The organism is Pseudoalteromonas sp. NZS127_1, from assembly GCF_015864295.1.
Classification (GTDB): domain Bacteria; phylum Pseudomonadota; class Gammaproteobacteria; order Enterobacterales; family Alteromonadaceae; genus Pseudoalteromonas; species Pseudoalteromonas arctica.
The window spans coordinates 176,237-188,706 of the sequence record NZ_JADYXO010000005.1 but is presented as its reverse complement, the minus strand read 5'-3'; the positions used below and the strand labels follow the sequence as shown (position 1 = coordinate 188,706).

Annotated in this window: 11 protein-coding genes; 8 read left to right on the top strand and 3 right to left on the bottom strand. The window is 38.7% G+C overall.

Annotation, left to right across the window (positions count from 1 at the left end):
- The first annotated feature begins 352 nt into the window (after positions 1-352).
- The 3 genes from polA (at position 353) to I6F50_RS07180 (ending at position 4,681) form a co-directional block, all read left to right on the top strand.
- Positions 353-3,088, top strand: coding sequence for a DNA polymerase I (polA, locus tag I6F50_RS07190; protein WP_165728094.1), 2,736 nt, complete (start codon positions 353-355; stop codon positions 3,086-3,088).
- A gap of 490 nt (positions 3,089-3,578) precedes the next feature.
- A complete protein-coding gene (locus I6F50_RS07185; RefSeq protein ID WP_007582084.1) occupies positions 3,579-4,166 on the top strand; it encodes a YceI family protein in 588 nt (195 codons plus the stop codon).
- Positions 4,163-4,681 (top strand): DUF1285 domain-containing protein, encoded by a 519-nt coding sequence (locus I6F50_RS07180; RefSeq protein ID WP_165728095.1) that lies wholly within the window; start codon positions 4,163-4,165, stop codon positions 4,679-4,681. Before I6F50_RS07185 ends, I6F50_RS07180 begins: the two co-directional genes overlap by 4 nt.
- A gap of 9 nt (positions 4,682-4,690) precedes the next feature.
- On the opposite strand, the gene yihA is transcribed toward I6F50_RS07180, so the two are convergent.
- Positions 4,691-5,359 (bottom strand): ribosome biogenesis GTP-binding protein YihA/YsxC, encoded by a 669-nt coding sequence (gene yihA / locus I6F50_RS07175; protein WP_007377272.1) that lies wholly within the window; start codon positions 5,357-5,359, stop codon positions 4,691-4,693.
- A 281-nt stretch (positions 5,360-5,640) separates the two neighbouring features.
- On the opposite strand from yihA, the gene I6F50_RS07170 reads away from it, so the two are divergent.
- The 3 genes from I6F50_RS07170 (at position 5,641) to I6F50_RS07160 (ending at position 8,150) form a co-directional block, all read left to right on the top strand.
- Positions 5,641-6,273, top strand: a complete 633-nt coding sequence (locus I6F50_RS07170; protein WP_007582080.1) for a cytochrome c — start codon at positions 5,641-5,643, stop codon at positions 6,271-6,273.
- A 752-nt stretch (positions 6,274-7,025) separates the two neighbouring features.
- Positions 7,026-7,622, top strand: a complete 597-nt coding sequence (gene yihI, locus I6F50_RS07165) for a Der GTPase-activating protein YihI (protein ID WP_007582074.1) — start codon at positions 7,026-7,028, stop codon at positions 7,620-7,622.
- Between the two features lie 12 nt (positions 7,623-7,634).
- The gene (locus I6F50_RS07160) at positions 7,635-8,150 is read left to right on the top strand and encodes a DUF2489 domain-containing protein (RefSeq protein ID WP_197140513.1); all 516 of its coding nucleotides are present in this window, start codon (positions 7,635-7,637) and stop codon (positions 8,148-8,150) included.
- Between the two features lie 94 nt (positions 8,151-8,244).
- Here I6F50_RS07160 and hemN read toward each other — a convergent pair whose 3' ends face one another.
- Positions 8,245-9,618, bottom strand: a complete 1,374-nt coding sequence (hemN, locus tag I6F50_RS07155) for an oxygen-independent coproporphyrinogen III oxidase (protein WP_197175822.1) — start codon at positions 9,616-9,618, stop codon at positions 8,245-8,247.
- Positions 9,619-9,742: 124 nt separating this feature from the next.
- Complete coding sequence (gene yjgA / locus I6F50_RS07150) at positions 9,743-10,276, bottom strand: ribosome biogenesis factor YjgA (protein WP_007582068.1); 534 nt, start codon at positions 10,274-10,276, stop codon at positions 9,743-9,745.
- Between the two features lie 144 nt (positions 10,277-10,420).
- Between yjgA and pmbA the strand changes: the two genes are divergently transcribed.
- On the top strand, positions 10,421-11,770 hold the full coding sequence (gene pmbA / locus I6F50_RS07145) for a metalloprotease PmbA (RefSeq protein WP_007582066.1): 1,350 nt from the start codon (positions 10,421-10,423) through the stop codon (positions 11,768-11,770).
- 72 nt (positions 11,771-11,842) lie between these two features.
- Positions 11,843-12,328, top strand: a complete 486-nt coding sequence (locus tag I6F50_RS07140; RefSeq protein WP_024589904.1) for a DUF721 domain-containing protein — start codon at positions 11,843-11,845, stop codon at positions 12,326-12,328.
- The last annotated feature ends 142 nt before the right edge of the window (positions 12,329-12,470 follow it).

Here is a 12,470-nt window from a genome sequence, read left to right as displayed (position 1 = left end):
TGATCTTCGATCCATTGTGCTAGAATACTCCTCCGGTTATTTAAATGGACGCGAATAATCAAAGTGAATAACAACACAAGCAGTCGTTAGAAAACCTTTTTCCACATTGGTTTAAAATAATAAAAAAAGAACCTCGTATTATCTTTTTTAAATTAAAACATACAGTTAAAGTATTTTCTAAGCATTTTATAATGCTTTGGAAGAATAGCTCGTGGCTGTTATCTACACACTTATCCACAGCTTGCTATAGTTTTAATAACACGATAAGCAGTAATTCACTGTCGTTTTATTTACTACCTTATGGCATGCTTATAATTACCTTAATTTTTTGCATTTAGGATCCAAATTCACCATGGCTCAGATCCCCGAAAACCCACTTATTTTAGTTGATGGCTCGTCATATTTATTTCGTGCTTATCATTCTCCGCCGCATTTAACTAATTCTAAAGGTGAAGCTACGGGCGCTATTTATGGCGTGATCAATATGCTTAAAAGCTTGATCAGACAATACGATCCATCACATATGGTGGTTATATTTGATGCTAAAGGTAAAACGTTCCGTAACGATATGTATAGCGAGTATAAGGCAAATCGTCCGCCTATGCCGGATGACTTACGCACTCAAATAGCACCGATACACAGTATTATTAAAGCGATGGGCTTTCCGCTAATTAGTATTGAAGGCGTTGAAGCTGATGATGTTATTGGTACATTTGCACGTATAGCATCAGAGCAAAAACGACATGTACTCGTCTCTACTGGCGATAAAGACATGGCACAGCTTGTTAATGAACACGTTACGCTAATAAACACGATGACTGACAGTATTTCAGATCCCGTTACCGTGGTTGAAAAGTTTGGTGTAGGCCCTGAACTTATTATTGATTACTTAGCATTAATGGGTGATAAGGTCGATAATATTCCGGGTGTTGAAGGCTGTGGTCCTAAAACGGCAGTTAAATGGTTAGAAAAATATGGTTCTCTTCAAGGTGTAATGGATCACGCCAGTGAGATTAAAGGTAAAATAGGCGAAAAGTTAGCAATTGCTCTTGATCATCTGCCTTTAAGCTACGAACTTGCGACAATTAAGTGTGATGTTGAAGTTGAATCTGATCTTGATACATTCAAACTTCAAGAGCCTAACAAAGACGAATTAATTGCATTATATGGTGAGTGCGAATTCCGTCGTTGGTTAGCTGAATTACTTGATAATCCTAAAGATGCTGAAACACATTTAGCTGTACCTACCGAAGCTACTGAATTACCAAAAGTAGAAGATGCTCATTACGAAACTATTTTAACGCAAGTGCAATTTGATACGCTAATAGAGCAATTAAATAGTGCTGAGTTATTTGCATTTGATACTGAAACAACCAGCCTTGATTACATGAAAGCGCAATTGGTGGGTATGAGCTTTGCCGTAAAAGCGGGTGAAGCTGTGTATTTACCGGTAGCGCATGACTACCCAGGTGCGCCTGAGCAATTAAGCCTTGAATTTGTAATGCAAAAGCTAGGTCCAATTTTGGCAGATGAAAACAAAGCTAAAGTAGGGCAAAACCTTAAATATGACAAAAGTGTATTAGCGAATGCAGGTTTTGCGCTAAATGGTATTAAGTTTGACACCATGCTTGAGTCGTATGTATTTAATAGTGTAGGCACGCGTCACGATATGGACTCGCTAGCACTTAAATACCTAGGTCATAAAAATATTAGCTTTGAAGATATTGCTGGCAAAGGTAAAAAGCAACTTACCTTTAACCAAATTGAACTTGAAAAAGCAGCGCCTTACGCCGCAGAAGATGCCGATATTACTTTGCGTTTACACGAAGTGCTTTGGCCAAAAATAGCAGCTGATGAAAAGCTAAAATCGGTATTTGAAGATATAGAAATGCCACTTATTAGTGTGATTTCTGATATTGAACGCACCGGTGTTGCGATAGATAGCAATATGCTTGGAGCGCATAGTCAACGTTTAGGTGAGCGTTTAATTGAGCTTGAAAAAGAAGCGTTTGAAATAGCAGGCGAACCATTTAACTTAAGTTCTCCAAAACAGCTACAAGTACTGTTGTTTGAAAAGCTTGGGCTGCCTATTATTAAAAAAACGCCTAAAGGTGCACCTTCTACCGCAGAAGAAGTACTGCAAGAACTTGCTCATGATTATCCGCTACCTAAAGTAATTATAGAGCATCGTGGTTTATCAAAGCTTAAATCAACGTATACCGATAAATTACCATTAATGGTGAATGAGAAAACCCAGCGTGTACATACGTCTTATCATCAGGCAATTACAGCTACGGGGCGCTTGAGTTCAACTGATCCTAATTTACAAAATATTCCTATTCGTTCAGAAGAAGGACGTCGTATTCGTGAAGCGTTTATAGCCGCAGATGGTTATAAAATTGTTGCTGCCGATTATAGTCAAATTGAGCTACGTATTATGGCGCATCTTTCACAAGACAAAGGTCTATTAAATGCATTTGCTAACGGCTTAGATGTACATAGTGCAACTGCCGCTGAAGTATTTGGTGTAGAGCTTGATGATGTAACTACCGATATGCGCCGTAAGGCGAAAGCAGTAAACTTTGGCTTAATTTACGGTATGTCGGCATTTGGTTTAGCACGTCAACTAGATGTGCCACGCCACGAAGCGCAGCATTACATAGATAAATACTTTGAGCGTTTTCCAGGTGTATTAGAGTACATGGAAACAACACGCGAAAAAGCAGCTGAAAATGGCTACGTTGAAACAATATTTGGTCGTCGCCTACATTTACCAGAAATAAACGCACGTAATGGGGCGCGTAGAAAAGGAGCCGAACGTGCTGCTATAAACGCACCAATGCAAGGTACTGCCGCCGATATTATTAAAAAGGCAATGCTGAGCGTTAACCGCTGGGTACACGAACAAGCGCCAAATACAATTAAGCTGCTTATGCAAGTGCACGATGAATTAGTATTTGAAATCAAAACAGACTGCGCACCACAGTACACAAAACACATCTGTGAACTGATGTCGCAAGCTGCTGCGCTAGATGTACCACTTATAGTTGAAGCTGATGAAGGTGACAACTGGGAACAAGCTCATTAATGCAATTTGAGCATTTTAATTAAAGCGCCTTTTGGCGCTTTTTTTATGTTTAATAAAAATGGCGAATAACAGCGATTCAATCAGGTATATGCAAGCTTTAGTTAAAATAAGGTTAATTTAAGCAACTATTTGTATTAAATAGTTATATGTTCGTCAATTCGAGCTGTTTTACAGGAATATGATTGTATTTTAATGCGTGCTTTTGTTAAAGTCCCGCCTGTCCTATCCTGTAGGACATCCTGTTGATGATGCATCTGAAAGGGTGCAACAAATTGATAGCTTCTCCCCAGTTTGCTATACCGGCCTACCAACTTGTTTGGTGGGCCGTTTTTTGTTTTACGCCTGAAAATCCTATCTAATTAATTCTTTATTGCGCTATACCAATTGTATTATTCATTCGTCATTTCGAGGTGGTTTGGGTACATCGCAGGTGATACCATCGAAGTGATATTATTTTTATTCTTTTCATTTTATTACTAAGGAGTGCGTTATGTTTAAAGCATTAGCTATTGCAGGTTTTTCTTTATCAAGTTTAGTTATTTCTAATGTTGCTCAGGCCAATTGGCAGCTAGTGAATGATAAAAGCCAACTAAGCTTTGTTTCAATTAAAAAAGATTCGATTGCTGAAGCTCACCATTTTACTAACCTTGAAGGTATGCTTTCTGATAAAGGCGAGTTTAGCGTTAATGTTGATTTAACATCAGCTGAAACTCTAATTCCTATTCGTAATGAGCGTTTAACGACATTTTTATTCGAAGCGGCTAAATTTCCAAATGCTGTTTTAACTGCAAATTTAACTAAAGAACTGAGCAATATTAAAAAGCCTGGTCAATATGTATTAAAGGGTATTAAAGCTGAGCTTGATTTTCACGGTAATAAAAAGCCATTGGCAATTGATGTACTCGTTAACAGCACGCAAAGTGGTGATTTAACGGTATCATCATTAACACCTATTATTATTAATAGTGATGATTTTGGTGTAACCGAAGGCGTTAAAAAGCTGCAAGAGCTAGCGGGCTTACCTTCAATTGCAACAGCAGTGCCTGTTACATTCGCAATTACACTTAAAAAACAGTGATTTCTTTAAGTGAGCTTAGCAAGCAATTAAGCGAGCCAAGCAAACCTTTTGATAGTTGGCAGCCTAATCATTGTGGTGAACTGCCAATTGTCATTAATCATAAGGGGAAATGGTTTTACGATGGCAGCGAAATAACACGCCCAGCCATGGTGAAGCTGTTTGCTTCTGTTCTATGTAAAGAAGGTGAGCAATTTTATTTAAAAACACCTGTCGAAAAAATAACAATAACGGTTGATGATGCGCCGTTTATTATTGTTGATTGGCGTTTTGAAAATACAGTGCAAGGGCAGGTGTTGTGTTGTATTGATAATTTAGCTAGGCACTGGTTGGTGAGCGCTCAGCAGCCTTTAGTTATAAAAGACTATAAAGGGTCAAAAGTACCTTATCTAAAGCTACCTTATGGCTGTAGTGCGCGTGTTGCGCGAAGCGTATATTATCAGTGGGCTGAAAAAGCCGAGTCTGATAAACTCGGCTATTTTATTAAATCTGCAGGAAAGCAGTTTTATTTATCGTAACGCCAGCGTTTAAGCCTCTGGGTTAGTTTCGTCTGTGATTGTTTCATCGGTAGGTGGTACAGCAATAACAGGACCTAAAAACCATTCATCTAGTTTTTTAGCTACTTCTGGTAAACCCGTGCCTTTTAATGATGAAAATGCATGAACTGTAATATCCCCATCAAGCGTGCTTAATTCACGACGAACTTGCAGTACTTGTGATTTACGAGGGCCTTGCTTTAATTTATCGGCTTTAGTTAATAGTGCCAATACTGGAATTTCACTACCAATAGCCCAATTAATTAAATCGCGGTCTAAATCTTTTAATGGATGACGAATATCCATTAAAATAACAATACCTTTTAGGCTTTGACGCTTTTGTAGGTATTCGCCTAGCGATTTTTGCCATTTCTTTTTCATTTCGATTGGTACTTTAGCAAAACCATAGCCTGGTAAATCGATAAGGCGCATATCGTCAACATCAGCTAAATCGAATGTATTGATTAGCTGAGTACGTCCAGGTGTTTTACTTGTACGTGCTAGCTTCTGATCGGTTAATGCATTTAATGCACTCGACTTACCTGCGTTGGAGCGACCGGCAAACGCAACTTCAATTCCCGTATCAGCAGGTAATTTAGTAATGTCGGGAGCGCTTGTTACGAAAGACGCAGTATTATATTTGATACGAGATTTGAGCACAGGCTCTCCTAAAACTTAAATAAATAACGTTGAGTAAACCAAATTCACTCAGGGCGCGTATTTTATACTATAAAGGATGTATTAAAAAGCGTATTTAACCACCTAAAAACAGCACCTATGGTACATTTAAAACATGTTAAAGCTTAATCTAAGTCAAAACCCTGTAAATTATAAGCTTAATATGTGTAGAAAACGTGCCAGAGAATTTATTATCGTGTAGAATATATGTATTACAACATCACGATTGTAGATGATACAGGGTCGGAAACAGAGAATTCACCATGAAAAAAATAGCACTATCTTTAACAATATTGCTTGGTGCGTTGTCAGCAAGCAACGCAACAGCATTTGATGGCGATGTAAACGCAGGTAAAGAAAAATCAGCAACGTGTGCGGCTTGTCACGGCCCAGACGGTAATGCGCCGGTTAATATTTACCCTAAAATTGCAGGTCAACATCCAGATTATATCCTTAAGCAACTTCAGGATTTAAAATTAGGTATGACGTCAGGCGGCAAAGAAGGGCGTATGGATCCAGTAATGAGCGCTATGGCTATGCCACTTAGCGAGCAAGACATGAAAGATCTAGCTGCTTATTTTTCTTCAATGAACATGACTGAAGGTGCTACACCTAAAGATGTTGTTGAAGTTGGCGAGATGCTTTTTAAAGCAGGCGATGCAGAACGTGGAATTCCATCATGTGCAGCATGTCATGGCCCACGTGGTAATGGCTCGTCACTTGCTAAGTTTCCAAAAATTTCTTTTCAGCATCCAGGATATATCAAGGCTCAACTTGAAAAATTCCGTGATGGTACTCGTCATAATGACTTAAATGGCATGATGGGCGATATTGCAAAAAAATTAACAGATAAAGACATCGAAGTACTTTCTCAGTATTTAGGTGGCTTACACTAAAGTCGTATTTATTTAGCAGTTAATAATAAATAAACTACAATGTGTTAAAAAAAGCAGCCTAGGCTGCTTTTTTTGTGTCAAAAATTAACGATATCGTCCGTTTTAATGTAAGACATTGACCATGTCTGGTTGTAAGAAAAGTCTTCTTTTTATTTTTGATTATTGATTAACTTATTGTAATTTATGTTTATTTTTATATCTCAATGTAATAAAGATAATAAAAGTTATATAAACCAGTTGTAACAAAATCATTAACGAGTAAATTAACCACTGTCGCAAAACAACAATAACAAAACGGAAATAACTATCAAGGAAAGTAACGCGGCATGACTACATAGCATAAGATTAGTGCTACTAAAGGAAATAATAAAAAAGTGTCAGGATGACCGAAAATAATAAAAAACTCATGGAAGTTTAATAATAAAAACAAAATGGAATGTAACAAGGAACGTAAAAATAATAACAATACGGACTGATAATAATAAAAATAATAAAGACTAAAAAAAGTCGAAGGGAGAAGTGTCCAGATAATGGCGCTCAGATTAGCAGGCGGTAGAGATGTTTTCTCTACCGCCTTTTTATTTGTCCTGTTACAATACCCACCGTTTAAAATTAGCGATTAATTAGCTAAGGCGCTTTTAAATGAGAGACCCAACCTCTAAGCGCAAACTGAATTCTTCTGGCTAGGCCAGCACTGCGATGCCCATTAATTTGCGCTTCGCTCAAAACCTCTTAAGTGAGATGATCAAGATATGAGTAGAACTAAAAAGTCACGCAAAAGCCCAGCAAACGGACCTGTTCGTTTAAGCCAAGATAAGCTTAAAGAAATGCGCGCATTAAAAGAGCAGCGAGTTAAAAAAACCAAAGGTGCTAAGCCAGGTTCTCGTAACGCGCCAGATTTACTAGATAGCGAAAGCCATAATGCTGGTCACGCGCCGAAAGATAAGCGTGTAGGCAGTAAAAAGCCGGTACCATTAATTGCAACTGCGCCTGAGCCTAAAGTTGAAATGAAACGCAACTTAAAGCCAACTATTGAGCTGAAAAAGGTAATCGAGCCTGAATTTACACCTGAACAAGAGCTAGAAGCACTTGAGAATGACGAGCGTTTACTTAAACTAGTAGAGCGTCATGAAGAAGGTGAAATGCTAACTGGTAAAGATGCTAAGTACTTTAATAGCCGTATTGCTCGCCATCAGGCGTTATGTGAAATTCTTGGTATTGAAGACGAGGATGAAGACGAATTTGAAGATGACCTTGAAGATGATATTGAAAGCAAAGGCAATTCTGATTTCGATCAATACTTATCTGACGATTTAGCCAACGAATGGTTAGATGAAGACGACAAATAGTAAGGATAAATAATGAGTACCGCGGTAATTTTAGCCTTACTTTTAGGCGCTGCTATAATAGTTGGTCTGGCATTTTATGCGGGTCAGTTGCTGTATAAGTTAAATGCGCAAAAAAAGTTAATTGCTAAAACGCAGGCTGAACAAAAGCAAAAGCTTGAGAAGTCGCGTTTAAAGCGAAATGCCAAACTAGCCGATAGTATTCATTTAATTGCGCGTGCAATGAATGAAGAGCAGTGTGAGTTTTCTGAAGGCTGTTTACGTATTTGGGTACTTATGTCTCAATATGGCTTTGAGAGCGAGCGTGATTTAACGACACAATATCCTGGCATTTATAAAATGTACCGGGTAGTTAAAGAAATGCCGACACACGATGCACGTAAAAAATATGCTAAAAAAGAAATTTTTAAGCTAGATAAAGCTCGCTGGCAAGCTGAAGAAACACTTAAAGATGAAGTTAAAGCCGATTGCGCTAAAATTATCATCGAGTTTAAAGCCGCTCCTGGCAGCGATAAAGTGGTTTTTAACTAGCTTTAGTTTTTCGAGTACTCAAAAAAAGCAGACCTTGGTCTGCTTTTTTTATGCGTAAAAATTTTCATACTAATTGCATTAAATTAGTGATCTGCTAAATCACTCGCGAAAAACGCGTCGCATTTATTTGTTTTTGTAAATGAGCGTCAAAGCACATGCAAATAATACGAATGAATAAGTTGCCGCGTGGCGTTACGCTAATTTTATTATCATTTATAGTGACTAGTTCATCTTTTATAAGTGGCGTAAGCGCAATTAACGCATCCTCAAAGTAGTCATTAAATATAAGCGCATGCTTTTCGCTAAAGTCTTGTATATCTAATTCAAACTGGCAAATGAGCTGCTTAATTGCATCAGCACGAATTACATCATCATGCGTTAAGTGCATAGCTTTATTAAGAGCACAGCCGATTTGTGTTTCGATGCTGTGGTAATAATGTTTTAATTCTTTTTGATTTTGTAAAATGGCACTGTCAATTTGCGAAATTGATGACACGCCTAAGCCTAATAAATCACAATTTCCATGGGTTGTATAACCTTGAAAATTACGATGTAACTTGCCTTCATTTTGCGCAATAGCTAGTTCGTTATCGGTTTTTGCAAAGTGGTCCATACCAATAAATTGATAGCCTGCTTGCGTCATCTGCTCCAGCGTGTTTTTAAACATAGTGAGTTTATTATGTGCACTGGGTAAATCTGCATCTTTAATCTTACGCTGTGCGGCAAAGCGCTCTGGTAAATGCGCGTAGTTAAACACCGATACTCGGTCAGGGCTTAACTCAATAAGTTGCTCTATAGTTTGCTTAAAGCTCTCTGGCGTTTGCAGAGGAAGCCCGTAAATCATATCTGCATTAATAGATTGAAATCCCAGCTCGCGAGCTTGTGTAATTAATTGCTTGACCGTATCTGCATTTTGCGGGCGATTAACAGCAAGTTGCACGTCGTCGTTAAAGTCTTGAATCCCAAATGAGACACGGTTAAAGCCAAGCATCCTTAAATCAACGAGCATATTATCGGCAAGTGAGCGTGGGTCTATTTCAATGCCGCGCTCTGTTGTGCTTGTAAAATTAAAGTGCTGCTCTAAAAGCTTAATTAGACGAGTCATTTGTTTTGCGGTTAAAAAGGTGGGAGTACCGCCACCTAAATGTAATTGCTCAACCGTGTAGCTTTTAAATAAAGGCGCTTGGGCAGTAATTTCTTTTGCTAAAAAGTCGAGATACGTATCTGCCTTAGATTGATGGCGGGTAATTATTTTATTACAGCCACAGTAGTAGCAAAGCTGACTACAAAACGGGATATGAATATATAGAGAAAGTGAACGGCTCGTTGATGATTCTACAGCGCTAAGTAGGTCTTGTTGTTGATATCCATCACGCAGTGATAGAGCTGTGGGATACGAGGTATAACGCGGGCCAGACACATTATATTTGTTTATTAGGGTTTGATCCCATTGTGGAAGTTTAATCATCACGCGCACCTAAGTATTTATTTAGGGGGTGATTATAAAAAAGTACGCAGTGAGGCGGTTTGATCTATAACAAAAAAGGTGCCGAAGCACCTTTTTTAATAAAATATCAATTAATGCGGTCTAATTAATACGTAACAGTATGGGCATCTTTGAGATATTGAAATAACTCTTTATAACCTTTACCCGGCTTTTCAGCTTTCGCTTCTTTTGCCGCATTACGAACCAATTGACGCATTTGCTGACGATCAAGAGACGGAAACTGTTCAATAGTCTCATTGATAAGGTCATCACCTTGTTCAATTAGGTCTGAACGTAATTGCTCAATTTTTTTGACCAATACTTCAGCTTGGTTATTTTTATTAAGCATTACATCGATAATCGCTCTAATAGCGTCAATGTTTTCTACAGTACGCAACGTTTTAGCGATGTAGTTTAAGTGACGGCGGTACGCGTCACTTTTATTACTTATTTTATCAGCAACAACCATTGCCGCTTTTAAATCGTCATTTAATGGCAGGCGTTCGCGCTGTTTTTTACCCATTTTGGCAATTTCAGTACCTAACTGATGAAACTCTTGCGCTTCGCGCTTAAGCTCCGTTCTTGATACATATTCAATTTCTTCTTCAATTTCAGCAGGCTTGCCTTTTTTCTTTGCCATGGGGTGCTCTTAAATAAAAATAACTTTTGCCATTATACATGAATATGATACTTAGGAATATTAGCTGATGTGATGCATTGAGTGTGTTAGCATTTAAATATAAGAAATGCGTGCATTATGCCTCTAAGGCTCAGGACTTAATTTATGAAAAGCCAACAAAACGATCCAATTTATTCTCAAATATCGCAAGTTAAAGATGCGGTAGCAGAAGTACTCGAACATGCCAAAAAATTAGGCGCAACAGCTGCAGAAGCGGCTATGTCTAGCACGTCTGGTTTATCGGTTAGTACACGAATGGGTGAAGTAGAAACCATTGAGTTTAACCAAGACGGCGGCTTAGGCATTAGTGTATATGTTGGTAATAATAAAGGCTCAGCATCGACAGCTGATTTAAATCCAAAAACATTGCGCATGGTAGTCGAAAAAGCGATTGATATAGCCAAATTTACATCGGATGACCCATTTAACGGCGTTGCTGATAAAGAATTGCTTGAATTTAATCCTAAAGATTTAGATTTATACCATCCTTGGGATGTAAGCCCTGAAGAAGGTATTGAGCTTTGTCATGCTGCTGAGCAAGCTGCATTAAACGCAGATGAGCGCATTGTTAACTCTGATGGTGCGAGTTTTTCATCTCACCAAGGATTACGTGTTTATGGTAACAGCCATGGTTTGATAACTGGCTTTCCACGCACTCGTCATAGCATTAGTACTATGGTAATTGGTCAAGATGGCGAGCAGATGCAACGCGACTCTGCTTATACTGTTGCCCGCGACCAAGCGGGTTTAAATGACGCAGCGGCAGTTGGGCTTGAAGCAGCAGCTGAAACATTGGCTAAATTAAATAGCCAAAAGTTAGGCACAATGAAAGTGCCTGTTATTTTTAGAGCCGATATTGCAAATTCATTATTTGGTCACTTAGTGTCGGCAATTGGTGGTGGTGCGCTTTATCGTAAATCAAGTTTTTTACTTGATAGCTTAGGCACACAAGTATTTAGTAATTGTGTGAATATTGCCGAGCGCCCACATATTTTAAAAGGGTTGGCGTCGTCACCGTTTGATAGCGAAGGCGTTAAAACATTCGATAGGGAAATTATTCAAGGCGGCGAGCTACAAACTTATTTATTAGCAAGTTATGCCGCGCGTAAAATGAATATGACCCCAACAGGGCATGCTGGCGGTATACATAACTGGCTTGTTGAGCAAACTCATAACGATTTAACTGCACTATTAAAAACGATGGGCACCGGCTTATTAGTTACAGAGCTAATGGGGCAGGGCGTAAATACCGTAACGGGTGATTACTCTCGTGGTGCTGCTGGTTTTTGGGTTGAAAATGGTGAAATCCAATATCCTGTAAGCGAAATTACCATTGCTGGTAATTTAAAAGATATGTTTAAAGGCATATCTGCTATTGGTGGTGACATCGAACGCCGTGGTGGTATTCAAACTGGCTCAGTATTAATAGAGCAAATGCAAATAGCCGGCGCGTAGTATTAATACGCAGTGTATACTTAGACCTAGAGTATTATCTCTGGGTCTAAGTGAGCTTTTACGAGGTGTAAAATGGCTAAAGATAGATATGCACCAAAACCGCTAACCGATATTATGGCGGGGTTAAATAATCGTTTATCAGCTTATGCAGGCAAAAGCCAAGCACTTGATACACAGCAAACCCTATTAAAAGATTTTTTGGGTCCTAAGTTGGGTGATAAATGCCGAGTCAGTAATTACCGAGACGGCACGCTAATGATAGAGGCTGTATCTGCACCTATCGCGCTTAGACTTAATTATTTGAAAATGGATATGCTTTCACATTTTAGAGCTGCCGGAATGGCAGAGCTCGGGCAAATAAAAATAACTGCAAATCCTCAAGCAACTCAGAGATTAAGTACAGCGAATAAGTCGGGCAGTCCTGCAGTTACCAACTCACGTAAAATGAGTGAGCAAACAGCGGATTACTTAAACGCGATAGCATCTTCTGCACCCCCTTCTTTAAAAGAAAAACTAGAGCGTTTAGCGCTTCACGGAAAAAATAAAAGTAAGTCTTAACTACCCACCATCTTGTTATTGGTGGGGCTAATTTGGCAGCTCACCGCATTCAAAATACTTTGTTACATATTCCATTTTATTGTTGGCTTAATGAGGTTTATGATACTGCGTGGGCTTTATATTGATCGAAAGCTCTTTGATA

Bases quoted from the DNA above. Each gene is read 5' to 3' on its own strand.
- polA (WP_165728094.1), top strand. From the start codon at position 353: ATGGCTCAGATCCCCGAAAACCCACTTATTTTAGTTGATGGCTCGTCA.
- I6F50_RS07185 (WP_007582084.1), top strand. From the start codon at position 3,579: ATGTTTAAAGCATTAGCTATTGCAGGTTTTTCTTTATCAAGTTTAGTT.
- I6F50_RS07170 (WP_007582080.1), top strand. From the start codon at position 5,641: ATGAAAAAAATAGCACTATCTTTAACAATATTGCTTGGTGCGTTGTCA.
- yihI (WP_007582074.1), top strand. From the start codon at position 7,026: ATGAGTAGAACTAAAAAGTCACGCAAAAGCCCAGCAAACGGACCTGTT.
- I6F50_RS07160 (WP_197140513.1), top strand. From the start codon at position 7,635: ATGAGTACCGCGGTAATTTTAGCCTTACTTTTAGGCGCTGCTATAATA.
- hemN (WP_197175822.1), bottom strand. From the start codon at position 9,618: ATGATTAAACTTCCACAATGGGATCAAACCCTAATAAACAAATATAAT.
- yjgA (WP_007582068.1), bottom strand. From the start codon at position 10,276: ATGGCAAAGAAAAAAGGCAAGCCTGCTGAAATTGAAGAAGAAATTGAA.
- pmbA (WP_007582066.1), top strand. From the start codon at position 10,421: ATGAAAAGCCAACAAAACGATCCAATTTATTCTCAAATATCGCAAGTT.
- I6F50_RS07140 (WP_024589904.1), top strand. From the start codon at position 11,843: ATGGCTAAAGATAGATATGCACCAAAACCGCTAACCGATATTATGGCG.